Source organism: Providencia sneebia DSM 19967, from assembly GCF_000314895.2.
Taxonomy (GTDB): Bacteria; Pseudomonadota; Gammaproteobacteria; order Enterobacterales; family Enterobacteriaceae; genus Providencia; species Providencia sneebia.
Genome location: NZ_CM001773.1, coordinates 146011 through 164168, shown reverse-complemented (window position 1 = coordinate 164168; position 18158 = coordinate 146011). Strand labels below are relative to the sequence as shown.

At 40.9% G+C, this 18158-nt stretch carries 16 protein-coding genes; 8 read left to right on the top strand and 8 right to left on the bottom strand.

The window, feature by feature from the left end; all coding sequences use genetic code 11:
* Positions 1-54: 54 nt before the first annotated feature.
* Genes hemY through hemC form a run of 4 tightly spaced genes read right to left on the bottom strand, consistent with a single transcriptional unit; the run spans position 55 to position 4186 of the window.
* Positions 55-1248 carry a protoheme IX biogenesis protein HemY gene (hemY, locus tag OO7_RS00760; RefSeq protein WP_008914055.1) on the bottom strand — a complete coding sequence of 398 codons (1194 nt, stop codon included), beginning with the start codon at positions 1246-1248 and terminating at the stop codon, positions 55-57.
* Positions 1245-2486, bottom strand: coding sequence for a uroporphyrinogen-III C-methyltransferase (gene hemX, locus OO7_RS00755; RefSeq protein WP_008914054.1), 1242 nt, complete (start codon positions 2484-2486; stop codon positions 1245-1247). The genes hemY and hemX overlap by 4 nt, the downstream gene beginning before the upstream one ends.
* Positions 2487-2489: 3 nt before the next feature.
* Entirely contained in the window at positions 2490-3245 is a 756-nt protein-coding gene (locus tag OO7_RS00750; protein ID WP_008914053.1) for a uroporphyrinogen-III synthase, read from the bottom strand.
* A gap of 2 nt (positions 3246-3247) precedes the next feature.
* Positions 3248-4186, bottom strand: coding sequence for a hydroxymethylbilane synthase (gene hemC / locus OO7_RS00745; protein WP_008914052.1), 939 nt, complete (start codon positions 4184-4186; stop codon positions 3248-3250).
* A 581-nt stretch (positions 4187-4767) separates the two neighbouring features.
* Here hemC and OO7_RS00740 point away from each other — a divergent pair.
* On the top strand, positions 4768-7344 hold the full coding sequence (locus OO7_RS00740; protein WP_008914051.1) for a class I adenylate cyclase: 2577 nt from the start codon (positions 4768-4770) through the stop codon (positions 7342-7344).
* 213 nt (positions 7345-7557) lie between these two features.
* On the opposite strand, the gene OO7_RS17580 is transcribed toward OO7_RS00740, so the two are convergent.
* Positions 7558-7686: a hypothetical protein gene (locus OO7_RS17580; protein ID WP_419177234.1), complete on the bottom strand. Its 129-nt coding sequence runs from the start codon at positions 7684-7686 to the stop codon at positions 7558-7560.
* Between the two features lie 166 nt (positions 7687-7852).
* Between OO7_RS17580 and lptM the strand changes: the two genes are divergently transcribed.
* The 7 genes from lptM to OO7_RS00705 all read left to right on the top strand — a co-directional run bounded on the left by lptM (position 7853) and on the right by OO7_RS00705 (position 14376).
* The gene (gene lptM / locus OO7_RS00735; protein ID WP_008914050.1) at positions 7853-8032 is read left to right on the top strand and encodes an LPS translocon maturation chaperone LptM; all 180 of its coding nucleotides are present in this window, start codon (positions 7853-7855) and stop codon (positions 8030-8032) included.
* A gap of 21 nt (positions 8033-8053) precedes the next feature.
* A complete protein-coding gene (dapF, locus tag OO7_RS00730) occupies positions 8054-8878 on the top strand; it encodes a diaminopimelate epimerase (protein WP_008914049.1) in 825 nt (274 codons plus the stop codon).
* Positions 8879-8906: 28 nt separating this feature from the next.
* Positions 8907-9611 (top strand): DUF484 domain-containing protein, encoded by a 705-nt coding sequence (locus OO7_RS00725; RefSeq protein WP_008914048.1) that lies wholly within the window; start codon positions 8907-8909, stop codon positions 9609-9611.
* Positions 9593-10522: a tyrosine recombinase XerC gene (gene xerC, locus OO7_RS00720; RefSeq protein WP_008914047.1), complete on the top strand. Its 930-nt coding sequence runs from the start codon at positions 9593-9595 to the stop codon at positions 10520-10522. Before OO7_RS00725 ends, xerC begins: the two co-directional genes overlap by 19 nt.
* The gene (gene yigB / locus OO7_RS00715) at positions 10522-11238 is read left to right on the top strand and encodes a 5-amino-6-(5-phospho-D-ribitylamino)uracil phosphatase YigB (protein ID WP_008914046.1); all 717 of its coding nucleotides are present in this window, start codon (positions 10522-10524) and stop codon (positions 11236-11238) included. Before xerC ends, yigB begins: the two co-directional genes overlap by 1 nt.
* Positions 11239-11304: 66 nt before the next feature.
* The gene (uvrD, locus tag OO7_RS00710; RefSeq protein WP_008914045.1) at positions 11305-13467 is read left to right on the top strand and encodes a DNA helicase II; all 2163 of its coding nucleotides are present in this window, start codon (positions 11305-11307) and stop codon (positions 13465-13467) included.
* Between the two features lie 324 nt (positions 13468-13791).
* Positions 13792-14376, top strand: a complete 585-nt coding sequence (locus tag OO7_RS00705) for a 2OG-Fe(II) oxygenase (RefSeq protein ID WP_008914044.1) — start codon at positions 13792-13794, stop codon at positions 14374-14376.
* 46 nt (positions 14377-14422) lie between these two features.
* On the opposite strand, the gene prfH is transcribed toward OO7_RS00705, so the two are convergent.
* From prfH to OO7_RS00690, 3 genes are all read right to left on the bottom strand, one after another.
* Entirely contained in the window at positions 14423-15031 is a 609-nt protein-coding gene (gene prfH, locus OO7_RS00700) for a peptide chain release factor H (RefSeq protein WP_008914043.1), read from the bottom strand.
* On the bottom strand, positions 15031-16167 hold the full coding sequence (locus tag OO7_RS00695) for an RNA ligase RtcB family protein (RefSeq protein WP_008914042.1): 1137 nt from the start codon (positions 16165-16167) through the stop codon (positions 15031-15033). The genes prfH and OO7_RS00695 overlap by 1 nt, the downstream gene beginning before the upstream one ends.
* A gap of 270 nt (positions 16168-16437) precedes the next feature.
* Positions 16438-18156 (bottom strand): amidohydrolase, encoded by a 1719-nt coding sequence (locus tag OO7_RS00690; protein ID WP_008914041.1) that lies wholly within the window; start codon positions 18154-18156, stop codon positions 16438-16440.
* Between the last annotated feature and the right edge of the window lie 2 nt (positions 18157-18158).

The window sequence follows — 18158 nt, the reverse complement described above, 5'->3', positions numbered from 1 at the left end:
AAAAGCGCCACCCGTTTGGTGGCGCTTGATGAAAGCGATTGCAAAAGTGCTAGATTATGAACGCTCTTTTTGCAGAGAATGCAACAATGCTTCTTGGCGAATTTTTGCCGCTTCTTCAGCTTTATGTAACTTATCAAGCGCATCTGCAAGCCATGCAGCATCATGAGCATCAAAACGTTGGGCAAGGGCCGCTTTGAAATAAGTCTCTGCTTGTTCCCATTGGGCATGATGTAGTGCAATTTGTCCAAGCGTACTGTTCAAAAGAGGTGTTGCGCCTGTTTGTTTCAGCAGTTGTTTTAACACTTTTTCAAGCGCTTCAGGGTTATCACTACGCAGTCTTGGTGCTAATAATAACAAGCGCTCATCATACTGCTGTTTTAAGCCGCCAATAATAATCTTTTCAGCGCTGTCCATATCATCACATTCAATTAAATGTTCAGCTAAGAAAGATTGTAAGGCGATTTCTTGGCGAATTTTACGAGGTTGAGACTTCCACCATTTTTGTAGTCCATCACTACCGCTTTCAGCCATATATTGATTCATTAAACCTTTATAAGCTTTTAATCTCAACGCTTCTAGCTCATCCTCCGTATGGAGTTGGACTTTTGCAATGACAGGCAATAATTCAATCAATGTTTGATAAGCGCCGGAACGTAAATAGGCTTGTTCGGCAAGACGTAAAATTTCGGGGTGTCTTGGTGCTTGGTCGATGAGTTTATCAATTCCGTTGCGTGCAGCATGAACTTCGCCTTCTGCAAGTTGAATTCGAACTCGGGTAATATCGACAGGGAGCTGGTCATTTCCTGCCACTTCAGCTGCTTTATCAAGATATTGGTGAGTCCGATATTCATCCCCGCGTTGTTGAGCTGCTTCTGCGGCGAGAAGATAATTAATGACAGGTTGTTGTGAAAAATCAGCATGTTTGCTCATTAATTTTTCCACCTGATCAAAGTCACCTTCAGCTAGCTTAAGTAATGCTTTTTGTGTTTGCGTATGCGCTTTATGATATTTACGGCCACTCATCCACCCTTTAGTTCGGGATGTTGTGCTCATAAAACGGCGATAACACCAGCCCAAAAAGAGCAAGATAAACTGCAAGATAATAAAGCACAACACAAGGCTAGTCACACTGGTTGTAATATCGTAATCATCTGTACGGATAAAAACGTAACCTTGATGACCCGCCATAATTGGACCTAAGATGATCCCGGCAATCAATACAATGAAGAGTATTAATATCTTAATCATAATGACCCCTTCTGTTGACTAGCAGGTGCAGCAACTGGAGCCGCAGATTGTTGAGTTTCAGCTTTCTCTGCTTCTTTAACATCTTCTTTGCTAGGTTGCTGTTCTTCTACGACAGCAGCCGGTGCCGGAGCACTGTCTTTTGATTGGGAGAGTAAATTACGCACGCGAGTTTGCATGACTTTTTCTAATTTCGCTTGGCTTTCTAGAGCGTCAGGCATCTCTGTTGCAATAGGTTGATCAATCAGTTGGTCAACTTCAGAAAGGAAAGCCTTAGTTTCAGGTGCTTCAACATTGAAATAAGCACGAACCCACGTAGAAACCTGTTCTAAAGATTGTTTATAGGTTTCTTCTTGATAACGCGGTACGGCTTGTGCCGCGATCAGCAATTGAGAACGAATATTTTCACGCAGATAGATATCTTGATTAGGGGCTAATAAAGGTGCTTCGGAGCCATCGCGAGCACGTACTGTAATGAAATCATTGGTGAAATTTTTCCAGCTACGTGCGAGGTTTTGTTTCCAATCATCAATATTGTCTGAAACTTCAGTACTTTCATCTGCTTTTGCATCGCCGCTATTTAAATCAGCAAGGCGCAAGTTATCAACTTCGTTACTCAATTGATTGAGACGTAAAATAATGCCGTCATAATCAATTTGATTAATTGCTGATAAATTCGCAATATCATGAGTAATAGATTTGCGAATATCAAGCAGACTTGGGTCATTCATCTCAGCAAGACTTGAGTCAGCACTTTTTAATAGAACTGCCGCAGTCATCGGATCATGATCATTCCAAAGTTTTCTGCCTGCCATTTTCACCATAAAGTCCGCTTGAGCCAATAACCAATTTTTGACATCTGAACTTGATAATGCATTAACATGCGCTTGTAATTCATGCATGCGGCGGTTGAGCTGCTCTTCATATTCTTTAGCATGTGATTTGCTTTCAGATTGTGCATCAATTAAAGCATTTAAACGTTGTCTATCAATTTTTTGTTGTTCAATAAGTTCACTCATTTGTTGCTTTAATTCGTTGTTTTCATTGACGAGTTTTGCATTATTTTGTTGAGTGAAATAATAGATACCACCACCAATAGCGATGATCACCGCGATAGCAATGACACTGCCGATAAGACCAGAACGTTTTTGTTCCGAAGACGGCTGAGTTTTTGGCTCGGTTTGTGAACCTGTCGCGGCTTCATTATTGACCGTCTCGGTAGATTTATTGTGTTCCGTCATAAATTAGCATCCCATGTCGGTTGAGAGTAATGCTTCTAATAAAGCATTATTATCTGCGCTATTTGCCACACAGACCCTTTGCCATCCATATTGGCGGGCTTGGTCTGCAATTCGTTTGCTGACAACCATTAAACGGCGGCTAAACCACCACTCTTTTGTATTCTCAGCAATTAATGAGTTTAATTGGGTTAATATTTGTCCACTGGTCACCACAATATCGGTAATGTTAATATTCATCCACTGTTGATTAAATTCTGTTTTATCATAGAAAACAGGGTGTCTTGAATAACATTCACAATATTCAACTTGAGCACCTCTTGACCTCAACGTTGAAGCAAGAAGTTCTCTTCCGCCATTACCGCGTAATAAAAGCGCTTGTTTACCTTCAAGAAATTGTAATTCAGGAAGGCTAAGTAATGCCTCACTCGTTTCGCCGCACTCAGGCCAGCGGATTGGGAGTCCTGTCATTTCTTGAAAATAACGGCCAGTTGAACGACCTATACCATAGTAGAATAGCTTATCTGACCAGTTGCGTCCTGTTTGTTGAAGGACTAAATTTGCATACCAGACTGCATTTTTGGATAAAAGAAACACTAAATCATGTTTATCAAGCTGATTCAGTTTCGAGCTCAGCAAGGTTAATTCTGCACTCGGCTCAATGCTGATAAGCGGTAAAGCGTAAGCTTCATGACCTCTTGTATTGAGCATTGAAGCTAACTCTATGCCAGCAGGTTCAGGCCGAGTAACAAGCACTTTCATCCTTAAATGTTTCCTTTATAAACTTTTTCAAGAATTTCACGAGCACCGTTATCCAACAGTTCTTCGGCAAGAGAAATCCCTGCTTGATATGCATTTTCTGGATCAGAACATCGTTCACCACGAATTACCTGACTCCCGTCAGGTGAACCCACTAAGGCGCGTAGCCAAATTTGTCCATCACGCCAAATGGCATAACTGCCAATAGGAACTTGGCAGCCACCTTCCAAACGCATATTCATTGCGCGCTCAGCAAGCACACATAGAGAAGTGGCATCATCATTGAGTTTTGCTAAAAGATGGCGAGTGCGCTCATCATCTAAGCGACATTCAATACCAACAGCACCTTGCCCAACCGCGGGTAAGGATTGCTCCGGCTCCAAGGCGACACGGATGCGTTCTTCTAATCCGAGGCGTTTTAATCCTGCCGCAGCGAGAATAATGGCATCATATTCACCATTATCCAGTTTAGATAGGCGCGTTCCCACATTACCGCGTAGATCACGAATGATAAGGTCAGGGCGTAACGCTTTTAGCTGGCACTGACGGCGTAAACTAGATGTACCGACGATACTGCCGGCAGGAAGTGCATCAATGCTATCAAAATGATTAGAAACAAAAGCATCCCGCGGGTCTTCACGCTCGCAAATAGTGACTAATCCGAGACCTTCAGGGAACTCCACCGGAACATCTTTCATTGAATGAACGGCAATATCCGCTCTTTTTTCTAATAGAGCAAGTTCTAACTCTTTGACAAATAACCCTTTGCCACCTACTTTAGCTAATGGTGTATCAAGAATAACATCACCTTTCGTGACCATTGGCACGAGCTCGACTTGTAAATTAGGATGTAATTGCTCTAATTTAGCTTTTACAAAGTTAGCTTGCCACATAGCTAATGGGCTTTTACGTGTCGCGATACGGACAATATCTGTTGATGTCATTTCTCTGTTTTCTTAGGCACAATTTGCCACAAATTAACCATATAATTATCCCTAGTTTTAACATTTTAGTCGTGCATTTTCCAGTTAGAGCCAGAGAACCCCACTTATTTACATCTTATTGGCGAATATAAAGTGGCTATTTAGGATGAATAAAACACGGGAAACTCATCATGATTTTTAGCTTATTGTGCGGTTGATAATGGGTATTTTCCGCGATGGAGGTCACTTTTATGGTGAAACGAGCAAGCTCAGGCGTGATGCGAATTTGATTTATAACATCAAAAAAAGATATTTTCAGGGCAAATGAATACTTACCGTATTACACCATTGATAAACAAGGGGTATTTATCGGGTATAAAAAATAAAAAGTCTTTTTATACAATATGTTGAAATTTAATCTGTATCAAAAATACACAGATTAAATTATGTGATCTACTTTACCCTTTTGCTCCAAGGTGTTAAATTGATCACGTTTCTGACAATCTAAGTGAAAAATTTTTAAAAGATACTTATATCTATTGTGTTTTGTTGGGTACTGGGTTTATCCCAGATTTGTTTTTCTATTCAGTCAGGCGTATCCCTTGTATCTCTATATTGAAACTTTAAAGCAAAGACTAGACGCAATAAATCAGCTTCGGTTAGATCGCGCGACTGCGTCTATGGATGAAACCTTCTGTAAGGTTTACAGCCTGCTGCCTGTATTGTTTCATTATAATCACCCAATGATCCCCGGATATATTGAAGGAAACGTTCCCCACGGCGTGTGCTTTTTTATTCCTGATAGCGAACAACAAAGCTGGCTTACTCAGTTTGAAAAATACCTTCCGCACAAAGTTCCAGCCAATGGTGAGTTACCTATTACTGGCATTTACTCGATGGGAAGCACTTCATCAATAGGGCAAAGTCGCTGCTCAGATATTGATATTTGGGTATGTCATCCTTCTTGGCTTGATAATGAAGAAAAAGGTTTACTCCAGAAAAAATGTACATTAATAGAACAATGGGCCTCAGCGCTTGGTATTGATGTGACGGTTTTTCTCATTGATGAAAATCGTTTTCGTCATCATGCTAGCGGTCATATTGGCGGAGAAGATTGCGGTTCAACACAGCATATTTTATTGCTTGATGAATTCTATCGCACGGCTGTTCGCATGGCAGGTAAGCGCTTACTATGGAACATGGTGCCGGTTGATGAAGAATCTCATTATGATGAATATGTTATGGGGTTATATGCGCAAGGTGTATTAACACCAAATGAGTGGCTTGACCTTGGTGGTTTAGGTGAGCTATCAGCCGCAGAATACTTTGGTGCGAGCTTGTGGCAGTTGTACAAAAGTGTTGATTCACCTTATAAAGCAGTTCTGAAAAGTATCTTATTAGAATCCTATTCATGGGATTATCCGCAAGGTAAACTCCTCGCATTAGAATTTAAACGCCATCTTCAAGCTGGAGAAATTGTTTGTTATGGTCTTGATTCTTATTGTTTAATGTTAGAACGCGTTACCCGTTACCTTGTCGAAATTAATGACACGACTCGCCTTGATTTAATCCGCCGTTGCTTCTACTTAAAAGTATGTGAAAAACTCTCTGAAGATGACCAAAATAGAACGGCTTGTTCTGGCTGGCGCCGGGATGTACTTTCTCAACTTGTGGAATCATGGGGCTGGGATGCTGAACGTTTAGCTATTTTGGATTCAAGAAATCAATGGAAAATAGAGCGTGTACGCGAAGCTCATAATGAATTACTTGATACGATGATGCAAAGTTACCGTAACCTGATTCGTTTTGCTCGTCGTAATAATTTAAGCGTCAGTGCTAGCCCACAAGATATTGGGGTATTGACCCGTAAATTATATGCAGCTTTTGAAGCACTTCCGGGTAAAGTCACTTTGGTTAATCCGCAGATTTCACCGGATTTAAGTGAACAACATCTTACTTTTGTGTATGTGCCTGCTGGGCGCGCTAATCGCAGTGGTTGGTATCTTTATAATCAAGCACCTAATATTGAAGCCATTATTGGTCATCAACCGCTTGAATATAACCGCTATTTAAATAAGCTGGTGGCATGGGCATATTTTAATGGGCTGTTAACTGAAAGTACTCAAGTCTATATGTACAATGGTCAATCTCAATGTGATGAGAAAAAACTACTTGAGTTAATGCATGATGTTTCAGGTCACTTCCCAATTAGATTACCCGCACCAACCCCGAAAGCGTTATATAGTCCTTGTGAAATTCGCCACCTCGCCATAATTGTCAACTTAGAACAAGATTTTACTCAGATTTATTCAGAGCAAGTTGTCCATTTTGACTTTAAAAAGTTAGATGTTTTTAGCTTTGGCGAAGAGCAGCGCTGCTTAGTGAGCAGTATCGATCTGCTGTACCGTAATTCGTGGAATGAGGTGCGTACGCTTCATTTTAGTGGCGAACAATGCATGCTAGAAGCACTAAAAACGATTCTAGGGAAAATGCATCAAGATGCAGCGCCACCAGATGCAGTTGAGGTTTTCTGCTATAGCAAGCATTTACGTGGATTGATCCGTACTCGAGTCCAACAACTGGTTTCAGAATGTGTTGAATTGCGTTTATCGAGCAATCGCCATGAGCCTGGCCGTTTTAAAGCTCTGCGCATTGCAGGGCAAACTTGGGGCTTATTTTTTGAACGACTGAATGTGTCAGTTCAAAAATTGGAGAATGCGATTGAGTTTTATGGTGCAATTTCACATAACAAACTGCATGGCTGGCCAGTAAAACTCACGACTAAAGAAGATAACCAGTTACCTGCGGTAGTTGATGGTTATGCCAGTGAAGGTATTGTGCAGTTTTTCTTTGAAAATACCGACGATAACACTGGGTTCAACATTTACGTTTTAGATGAAGCAAATCGCGTTGAAATCTATTCACATTGTGAAGGTTCTAAAGAGGAACTTGTTCGTGATGTGAGCCGCTTTTACTCTTCATCTCATGACCGCTTTACTTACGGTTCGAGCTTTATTAATTTTAACTTGCCACAGTTTTATCAAATCGTGAAACAACAGGGTAAAAGTCAGGTTATTCCATTCTCTGAAGGAACATGGCCGTTTGATATTGCAGAAGATAAATTAGTTAGCCCAAATCTTATTGAGCAACCACCGCAGCAGCATGCCCATTATTCTTAACCTGTTCTTGCTAACCAAAAGAGAAAAGTTCACCACGTTGTGTGGCAATAGTTTGAGCTAGCATATTAGTCAATTACTCACCAGAACAGCCAAAAAGCTCATTATTGTTTTTATAATCATAATGATAGCTTCCTCCTTTAGTGGCTAACTAAAGTGAGTGGCAAGGCTCTTTCTTGCTGATAATGATTTTACTGCCATTCTCAAAGTTTAATGTCATGATACCGCCGTTGTTTCACAATCAATATCGGCATCACCTTCATAAAATAACTCATCAAAAATAAAATTACACGACAAGCCATGAACAGTAGTGATTTGCAAGGGTAGCCCTGCTATTCTGTTCACTATATTGATACCTGTTATATTTCAAGCTTGCTGTTATCTGCCTTAGCTTACCGGATCACGTCGTTTATTGTGGCTCATGGGCTGTTCGTAGGAATTGCGTCACTTGATACCAATATGCAACTTGAATTATTTTCGGGATAGCTCTTCGTATTACAGGCGAAACATGATGAAAAAAAGTTTAATTGGACTCTCTGCACTAATTATTTTGTTTACGTTATCTGGCTGTGGTTTAAAAGGTCCTCTTTATTTCCCACCAGAAGAGCAGGCTACATCACCTAAGACATCAGATGTAGAGCCTAAAGCTGATAAGGATGCCGTGCACTCACCAGTATCAACCCAACAGTAATTTGCTGATATGGAGCGGAATATGCAATTTTCTAAAATGCATGGTTTAGGAAATGATTTCATGGTGGTGGATGGCGTTACTCAGAATGTCTATTTTTCCCCCGAATTAATTAGCCGCCTTGCAGATAGACATACAGGGGTTGGCTTTGATCAGCTATTATTAGTTGAAGCCCCTTATGATCCTGAGCTAGATTTTCATTATCGTATTTTTAATGCAGACGGCAGTGAAGTTGCTCAATGTGGCAATGGCGCGCGCTGCTTTGCACGATTTGTGCGCCTAAAAGGGCTAACTAATAAACAAAAAATTCAAGTCAGTACCCAAGCGGGTCGCATGGTTTTGACGATTAATGATAATGGTGACGTCTGTGTGAATATGGGCGAACCTGAATTTGAGCCGCAGAAAATCCCATTTAGAGCAGTGAAAGCGGAAAAGACCTATATTATTCGCGTTCAAGAACGTACAGTGTTATGTGGTGCAGTTTCTATGGGTAATCCACATTGTGTTATCCAAGTGGAAAGCGTGCAAACTGCTGAGGTTGAAATATTAGGGCCAGCACTTGAAAGTCATGAACGCTTTCCTGAGCGTGCTAATATTGGTTTTATGGAAATTGTCAGTGCGGATCATATCCGTTTACGCGTTTATGAGCGAGGAGCGGGTGAAACCCAAGCTTGCGGTAGCGGGGCTTGTGCGGCGGTTGCCATTGGTATTCAACAAGGTTTACTGGCAAGTCGAGTCAAAGTTGATTTACCCGGTGGATCGCTGGATATTAGTTGGGAAGGTCCAGGCACGCCTTTATATATGACTGGCCCTGCAAGTCATGTTTATGATGGAGTTCTCCAGTTTTAATCTTTGTTCATTGTTCAAGAGGATAAGAATGGATAAGCCAGAGATAGCACTAGATGATGTTTATCAGCTCGATGAACGTCAAGTGGTGAAATACTTACAGGGAAGACCAGACTTTTTTATCCGCAATGCTTCCCTTGTTGAACACATTCCGATCCCACATGCCATACAGGGAGCGATTTCGCTTCCTGAATTGGTGATGAATCGCCAACGTTTAAAAATCAAGCAACTTGAACAAGATATCCGTTTCATGGTTGAACAAGCCCATGAAAATGGTCAATTATTTGATGAATTGCTCTATTTAGTCATTGAACTGTCAAACGCAGACAGCTTGCAAGATATGTTGCTTCGCTTGAACCGTTGGTCAAAAAAACTTGGCCTATCAAGTGGCTCCGTACGGCTATTTAGCGATTGTTGGCGAGTGTCAGCCCCATTAAATGCGCAGCAGCTGGTGATTTCGCGTTCTGCGTTTGAATTCATGCGGATCCAACGTTTTGGTGATAAATCTTATTATTTAGGTCATTTAAATGGCCAAGAATTACAACTGCTGTTACCTGAAGCGACGAATGTTGGCTCTGTAGCAATAACGCTATTTGGTCACCATGGTGAATCTGGTATGGTGATTTTTACCAGTCGTGACCGCGACCATTATCAGCAAGGAATGGGATCAGTCATGCTCGAAAAGGTCGCTCAAATGATACCGGAGCTATTATGCCGATGTATAGAACGCCTATAACTTCTGAGCCACAAGCGCTGATGATCCAAGTCGACGCTTTTCTACGTTATTTACAAGTTGAACGTAGGCTCAGCCCCGTCACGGTAACGAATTATCGGCGGCAATTGACAACGGTTGTTGACATGCTAACTGACTTAAACGTCAGTGAATGGCAGCAATTTGATATTATCAAAGCGCGTAATATTGCGGCAAAAAGCCGTCGTACAGGTTTACAAGCGGCGAGTATGGCGCTACGTTTGTCTTCACTAAGAAGTTTTTGTGATTGGATGGTACAGCAGGGTGAATTACCTGCGAATCCAGTGAAATCAGTTCGTGCCCCAAAAGCCAAAAAGCGTCTACCAAAAAATATGGACGTTGATGAAGTTTCACAATTATTAAATATGGATAGTGGCGATCCATTAGTTGTTCGTGACAGAACAATGTTAGAAGTGATGTATGGTGCAGGCTTACGTTTATCAGAATTAGTTGGGTTAGATGTCCGTCATTTAGATCTCGCAATGGGTGAAGTCAGAGTGATGGGTAAAGGCAGTAAAGAGCGCAAAATCCCATTGGGTAAAACCGCGGTCACTTGGTTAAAACGTTGGTTGGATATGCGTGAGTTATATGAGCCAGAAGATGGTGCTGTATTTATTTCAACCCAAAGTGGTAAACGCATTTCTAACCGTAATGTACAAAAACGTTTTGAACAATGGGGTATAAAACAAGGCGTGAATAGCCACATCAACCCACACAAATTACGCCACTCATTTGCAACACATATTCTTGAATCAAGCGGTAACTTACGTGGTGTACAAGAGCTGCTCGGCCATGCAAATTTATCAACCACTCAAATCTATACCCACCTTGATTTTCAACATCTTGCAAATGTTTATGATGTGGCTCATCCCCGAGCGAAAAGGGAGAAATCTTAATGCATTTTTATCGCCCGTTATCACCAATTAAAGCCATTACGTTTGACTTGGATGATACTTTATATAACAACCATCCCGTCATTGATAAAACGGAAGAGGAAGTATTACGTTTTGTCCGAGAATATGATCCTAAATTCAGCCATTTTACTGATGAAAATTTGTCAGCCTTTCGTCAAATGGTTGCAGAGCAAGAACCCAATATTTGCCATGATGTCACTCGTTGGCGCTGGTTGGCAGCAAAAATGATGTTTTGTCATTATGGTTATCATCGTGAAGAGGCGCAAAAAAGCGCAGATGATGTGATGGCGAACTTTGCGTATTGGCGAAATCAAATAGATGTACCGGCTTCTACACATGAAACACTTGCTAAACTTGTGGAAAAAATGCCGTTAGTTGCGATTACTAATGGTAATGCGGAACCTGATGCCTGTGGTTTAGGACAATATTTTCAATTTGTATTAAAAGCGGGTCCTGATGGGCGCTCAAAACCTTATTGTGATATGTATCGGTTAGCGGCACAAAAGCTTAACCTTGAACCGCAAGCTATTTTGCATGTTGGTGATAACTTAATTACTGATGTGGAAGGCGCTATTCGCAGTGGCATGCAAGCTTGCTGGATTAATACAGGCAACAGAACGTTGATGGATGAAAAAGATGTCCGTTTGTTGCCACATGTCGAAATTTCCCAGTTGGATTCTCTTTTGTCGCTGGTATAATTATTTTCTGTATAAAAATACAGTGTTCAGGTATGCCTTGAATACTGCTCTGCTTTGATGGTAACTATGGACGTCTCTTATCTGCTCGAAGGTCTTAATGATAAACAGCGTGAAGCCGTTGCTGCTCCGCGTACTAACTTATTAGTTCTAGCAGGTGCGGGAAGTGGTAAAACTCGCGTGTTAGTGCATAGAATTGCATGGTTGATGTCAGTTGAACACGCGTCACCATTTTCTATAATGGCAGTGACTTTTACCAACAAAGCCGCAGCAGAAATGCGCCATCGTATCAATCAATTGATTGGTTCCAGTGAAGGTGGTATGTGGATAGGCACATTCCATGGATTAGCGCATCGGCTATTACGCCAACATTACATGGATGCTGGGTTACCACAAGATTTTCAAATTATTGATAGTGATGATCAGTATCGTTTGATCCGTCGCTTATTAAAAGCGATGAACCTTGATGAAAAGCAGTGGCCTCCGCGTCAAGGAATGTGGTACATCAACGGCAAAAAAGATGAAGGCTTACGTCCTCAGCATATCGAATGCTATGGTAATCCTGTTGAAGCAACGTGGCTAAAAGTGTATCAAGCTTATCAAGAAGCCTGTGACCGCGCAGGTTTAGTTGATTTTGCTGAATTACTCTTACGCGCTCATGAATTGTGGCTGAATAAGCCCCATGTGTTACAGCACTACCGTGAGCGTTTTACCAATATTCTTGTGGATGAGTTCCAAGATACTAACAGCATCCAATATGCATGGATCCGCGTATTAGCGGGTGATACAGGAAAAGTGATGATTGTGGGCGATGATGACCAATCAATTTATGGTTGGCGCGGTGCTCAAGTTGAAAATATTCAGCGTTTTCTCAATGATTTTCCGGGTGCGGAAACTATTCGCCTCGAACAAAACTATCGCTCAACAAATAATATCTTAAAAGCGGCAAATACCTTAATTGCGAATAATAGTGATAGATTAGGGAAAAATCTGTGGACAGAAGATGGTGATGGCGAACCGATTTCTTTATATTGTGCATTTAATGAATTAGATGAAGCGCGTTATGTCGTCGGCAGGATCAGACAGTGGAATGAAAATGGTGGCGCTTTACAAGATTGTGCCATTTTATATCGCAGTAATGCTCAATCTCGTGTGCTTGAAGAAGCCCTTATTCAAAGTGCTACTCCATATCGTATTTATGGCGGCCAACGCTTCTTTGAACGGCAAGAGATCAAAGATGCGCTTTCTTACTTAAGATTGATTGCAAATCGCAATGATGATGCCTCTTTTGAGCGCGTGGTCAATACGCCAACACGCGGTATTGGTGACAGAACCTTAGATACAGTTCGTCAAACGGCACGTGATCAAAAATTAACATTATGGGAAAGTTGTGAGTACTTACTTCGTGAGCAAGTCCTTGGTGGGCGTGCTGCGGCAGCAATTGAGCGTTTTTTAGAGCTGGTGGACGCCTTAGCAAAAGAAACCCAAGAAATGCCGTTACATGTACAGGCTGACCGTGTTATCAATAATTCTGGCTTACGTGCAATGTATGAGCAGGAAAAAGGCGAAAAAGCCCAAGCTCGTATTGAAAACTTAGAAGAGTTGGTTAATGCAACGCGTGATTTTAGTTATCAAGATGAAGATCAAGATTTAATGCCACTACAGGCATTTTTATCTCATGCGGCACTCGAATCCGGTGAAGGGCAGGCTGATGCAAGTCGTGATGCTGTTCAATTGATGACGTTACATTCGGCAAAAGGTCTTGAGTTCCCAATTGTATTTATTGTGGGAATGGAAGAAGGGATGTTTCCAAGCCAGATGTCGCTGGATGAAAGCGGTCGTTTAGAAGAGGAGCGTCGTTTAGCTTATGTTGGGATCACCCGTGCAATGCAAAAGCTAACGATCACTTATGCAGAAAATCGCCGTTTATATGGTAAAGAAGTTTACCATCGACCTTCGCGCTTTATTGCTGAATTACCCATTGAATGTGTTGAAGAGGTTCGTTTACGGGCAACTGTTTCACGGCCAGTAAATCATCAGCGCCTTGGTACGCCAGTTAGCCAGAATGATTCAGGTTATGCATTAGGGCAACGTGTACTTCATCCTAAATTTGGTGAAGGCACGATTATTAATTTAGAAGGCAATGGAGAGCATTGTCGTCTGCAAATTGCGTTTCAAGGTCAAGGTATTAAGTGGTTAGTTGCTGCTTATGCACGATTAGAAAATATCTAAATTTTATTGTTAACGATTTTTAAGTAAGTCTGCCAATATACGAATTAGACTCTGGTAATTAAATCAATTAATTACTGGAGTTTTTTTATTTTGAATGCATCTTAATTTGATTTAAAGGCAAGGAAATAGCCCTTAAATGATAATATCTGACATAAATAATAAAATTAATATTATTCTAAATGTAATTATTTGATTTTTTGTTTATCTCTCGACAAGAATATCTTTTGATATGATAGTTTAATCCTCAAGATTTAAGTTTTTAATTTTCACTTTTCTACATTTCATCGTATAAAATTATACCGAGTCACCTTTCTAGTATTAATCATGTCATTAAATAAATTTATTGATTCACTTTCCACACAAGGTTGGTATGTGTGGGACGATTTTCTGACCTCGTCAGAAATGCAGGCAATTAAAAATTGTATCCCTGATACATTGCAAGATGCACGAATTGGTCATCAGGATACACTGCAAGGTAATAAGGCAATTCGTGGCGATCAAACTATTTGGTTAGAGTCTGAAATGGGGAAACCTATTGTGGATTATCTAGAAAAAATGGAGTCGATTCGCCAAGAATTAAATTGCCAATGTTATATGGGGTTGCGCGATTTTGAGACGCATTTTTGCCGTTATCCCAATGGTGCATTTTATAAAAAGCATATTGATAATTTTCAAGGCTTGGGGAAACGTAAAGTGACCACGGTCGTTTATATGAATGAGGATTGGAAAGCGGGGGATGGTGGTGAATTAGTTGTCTATGACCAACAGGACAATCAATTATTTCAGCTAGAGCCAGTAGCAGGGCGAATGATTGTTTTTATGTCCGAAGAGTTTCCTCATGAGGTATTACCTACCCAACAAAAACGTGAAAGCCTTGCTGGTTGGTTTTTAACTGAAAAAATCCTTTAACGTTTTTTCCGTATGCCACCTCCTCACGGAGGTGGGCTGTTTCATATCAAACTATCCGTTTAAATTCCTTTCCTGAGAAAATTTTTATTGCGTTACCACGCTCAATTTGATTGTGGGCATTGTGCAGTTGTTTATCTAAAGCATGAGCTTGCTGCATTTGATATTCATTTAAATGCCAAAAAATAAGCTGTTTAGCGAGTTTTTTATTCGCATGCTGACTTCGCTCTGACTGTACTTTGACACTAATACCCGTCGCAACATGTGTTGCTCTAACTGCTGAACATGTTTTGTTTACATGTTGTCCACCAGGTCCTTGAGATTTTATAAATTCAAACTTAATCTCATTGTCTTCTGGTGTCTCGTTAGGAGTAAAATGTGTAACACTTAAAAACCAATTTTTGCGTTTATGTTGAGGTCTAATTGGGCTTTGAGACTGCCACTGTAAAGTGCCTGACCAAGCTCGAGCGAGAATATCAGCTTGTGCACCTTCAAGCGAAATTAACGCTGATTTTAAACCATGTGTCGAAGGAACTGATTCAAGTAAATCAATAGTGACATCATGTTTCTTAGCCTCATCAAGAAAGTGAGCAAGTGCTTTTTTGACAGCAATACAGCACTCTTCAGGGCCTTGCGCAGAAGAAAATTGTAATAACATTAAGCAAATTCCCCACTTGTTTTATAGGTTAGAATTGGCTTCAAACGCGCAATAACGTTGATAAGTTCGGCATTCTTCATACTTTCGATAACGGTTTCAATTGATTTATAAGATTGAGGCGCTTCTTCATAAATTAATTGTTTGTTTGCACAAATGACCCGACTTCCCAAGTTGGTACGCGCTAGCTGTAATGGTGTGTATCGATGAGAAAGCCGTCCTTTACATTCTGTTCTCATCCATTTCCTTCCGGCACCATGAGCAAGTGAATGTAAACTTTTATCGCTTGCTTGTGGGGCAACTAAATAGCTGTAGTCACCACGCGACCCTGGAATAATAACCATTCCTCTATCAGCAGGTGTTGCACCTTTGCGATGTAACCAACCATCAATACCTTTGAAAGTATAAGCTTCGACAAGGTTATGGTTAATATCAAGTTTCATTTCACCTAGTGCATGAACATGTTGCAACATCCGCAGGCTAATCAGTTGACGATTTAGCTCTGCAAAGTGCAAGGCGTCTTGATGAGCATTTAGATAAGACATCGCATCTAGTGAATTTGAATCAAGGCCATTATGACCATGTTGTTCAATATGTCGTTGTAATATGGATTGTCCTAACCCACGGGAACCACTATGAACGAGCAAAAGTGCATTTTTTTTATCTAAACCACTTTTGCTGAAAAGCTCATTATCAATAATTTTATCAATGGATTGAAATTCAGCAAAGTGATTGCCACCGCCGATAGAACTTAATGAAGTGACAAATTCATGCTCCTGCATATTTTCAGGAACATATTCATTAAGCCATTCATAGGATGCTATATCTGATAACGTTAGGAGCTGTTTTTCAAATTTATCTAAGCTTAACTTTCTTACATTAATATCTGTTTGAAATAAGCTCATACCACAGCCAATATCATTACCCACAAGTGCGGGGTAAAAATGTTGTGTAGAGAAAAAGGCAGCACCAATTGGATACCCTCTACCAGGATGTAAATCTGGCATGCCCACAACAGACACCATATTCGGTAAGTTTGCAGTTGTTTGTAATTGTTGGATTGCTTTACTTTCAATCCATGTGTTGTCTGTCGCGATATAACTGACGTTTTCGCTGACAGGACGAATAGAATTGCCCATAAGTCATTAACTCATTTTAATGGAAAAATAAGGTGATTTAGCGGGCTGAAATTGGAGAGATAGCTAGACTATTTCTGAGTGCGCCCGCAAAGAGTTTGATTAGTTATTGTCATGATGTACCTCCTTGCTGGATTTGAGTGGAATAAAAAACGTGCAAATGATAGCGGGGCAACCTAACCATTGCAAGCTATTTATTTAAATGGGATTTAATGCAGCGAATTGATATTTCGAGCCATAACACAATGGGCTATGGCTCGAATAGAGATAGGTTTAAGCAATATGAACTGTTTTGCCGCCAATAATGGTACGCAGCACTTTCACATTCTCAATGTCATCAGCAGGGATCTCAAACACATTGCGATCAAGCACAATCATGTCAGCAAATTTACCTACTTCGAGTGAGCCAATAACCTCTTCACGGTGTTGAGCAAATGCGGAATCAATCGTTGCTGAACGAAGAACTTCCGTTACCGTTAGATCGCGGTCATTATCTAAACGAGGTGCTAATTTCCCGTTGATATTACGGCCACGGCGCGTTGCTGCAACTTTTAAGTCATACCATTCGTCAAAATCATCAATTGGCCAGTCACTACCAAAGGCAACGACAGCACCAGCATCAATAAATTTAGCAATAGGTTCTAAGTTAGCAAAACGCTCCTCGCCTAACATATTTTTTTCAAAGTCAGCAAGTTCTGGTGTTGGTGCAGCCCATTGGAAAGATAAACAAGCGATTGTTTTTAATCGAGCAAATCGCTCATAATCTTTTGGGTGTACCAATTCATTATGCGCAAGCCCCGGGCGAATATCTTTTTCTGGGTGTGTTACACGCATTTTTTCAATAGCATCTAGCACAATCGAAACAGCGCCTTCACCAACGGTATGCAAATGCGGGTCATAACCTGCTGCTGCAATTTTTTCCATCAGCTCATCAAGGATTTCAGCGGTAAAGTAGAGATCGCCGTAATTATCAGTCTCTACCCAATTTGGTGCATTATCTGTACCTTGATTGATTCGATATGGTTGCAAAAGTGAAGCCGTCATTGTTGGATATTGCATCACACCATCAACAAACATTTTGATAGTATGTAAACCAATGCCAGGTGCTGGCGTCCAATCTGCTTGGTGCCAGTTTTTTGCAAAGGCAACCGCTTTATCAACAGCAGCAGCAACAGCAGCCACATTGGGTGTTTCATCCGGTGTGATTTCACGCGCTGCTTGGAAGCGAATAGTCAAATCACCACGTTTTTGTAAATCAGCAAACGCAGTTAATTGTTGCTCCGAAACACGGGCATCCATCACCGTTGTCACACCTTGCTGGTTCAAGACTTTTTGAACGAGTTCAGCAACTTCAATGGCTTGCTCATCACGAATTGATGGAATGCTATCCGCTGCACGCATTGCGGGCGCATCTTCTAAGATCCCATTTAATTCGCCATTAGCATGTTTGCCAATTTTACCATCAGGTGGCTCAGGCGTTTCTTTGGTGATGCCAAAAAGTTCTAATGCGCGGCTATTGGCTAACAAAGTATGGCAATCATTTGAAAACAGAACCACAGGGCGATTGGTCTTCAATTTATCCATATCTTCGCGATACATATCCACACCAGCTGGCAACATGCCTTGACGCAACCAAGCTGTTACTTTAAGCCAATCATTTTCTCCGGTGCGTGGGTCTTTATCTAAATGATCTTGGACGCGTTGAAGAATTTGCTCAATCGTTAATGATTCATAGTTGAGATGACAACCAAATAGTTGAATGCCACCCCAAAATGGATGCATATGGCCATCAATGATGCCCGGCATCATCATTCTACCTTCTAAATCGATACTTTCAGTTTCTGGCCCAACATATTGGTGTAATTCATCAGAAGTACCACTGGCAATAATATAGCCATCTTGTACTGCAATAGCATCGACAACGCTATTGTGTTCATCAGCGGTGTAGATATAGCCATTGAAATAAATGACATCAGCAACTTTATTATTCATTT

Bases quoted from the DNA above. Each gene is read 5' to 3' on its own strand.
- hemY (WP_008914055.1), bottom strand. From the start codon at position 1,248: ATGATTAAGATATTAATACTCTTCATTGTATTGATTGCCGGGATCATC.
- hemX (WP_008914054.1), bottom strand. From the start codon at position 2,486: ATGACGGAACACAATAAATCTACCGAGACGGTCAATAATGAAGCCGCG.
- OO7_RS00750 (WP_008914053.1), bottom strand. From the start codon at position 3,245: ATGAAAGTGCTTGTTACTCGGCCTGAACCTGCTGGCATAGAGTTAGCT.
- hemC (WP_008914052.1), bottom strand. From the start codon at position 4,186: ATGACATCAACAGATATTGTCCGTATCGCGACACGTAAAAGCCCATTA.
- lptM (WP_008914050.1), top strand. From the start codon at position 7,853: ATGAAAAAAAGTTTAATTGGACTCTCTGCACTAATTATTTTGTTTACG.
- dapF (WP_008914049.1), top strand. From the start codon at position 8,054: ATGCAATTTTCTAAAATGCATGGTTTAGGAAATGATTTCATGGTGGTG.
- OO7_RS00725 (WP_008914048.1), top strand. From the start codon at position 8,907: ATGGATAAGCCAGAGATAGCACTAGATGATGTTTATCAGCTCGATGAA.
- xerC (WP_008914047.1), top strand. From the start codon at position 9,593: ATGTATAGAACGCCTATAACTTCTGAGCCACAAGCGCTGATGATCCAA.
- yigB (WP_008914046.1), top strand. From the start codon at position 10,522: ATGCATTTTTATCGCCCGTTATCACCAATTAAAGCCATTACGTTTGAC.
- uvrD (WP_008914045.1), top strand. From the start codon at position 11,305: ATGGACGTCTCTTATCTGCTCGAAGGTCTTAATGATAAACAGCGTGAA.
- OO7_RS00705 (WP_008914044.1), top strand. From the start codon at position 13,792: ATGTCATTAAATAAATTTATTGATTCACTTTCCACACAAGGTTGGTAT.
- prfH (WP_008914043.1), bottom strand. From the start codon at position 15,031: ATGTTATTACAATTTTCTTCTGCGCAAGGCCCTGAAGAGTGCTGTATT.
- OO7_RS00695 (WP_008914042.1), bottom strand. From the start codon at position 16,167: ATGGGCAATTCTATTCGTCCTGTCAGCGAAAACGTCAGTTATATCGCG.
- OO7_RS00690 (WP_008914041.1), bottom strand. From the start codon at position 18,156: ATGAATAATAAAGTTGCTGATGTCATTTATTTCAATGGCTATATCTAC.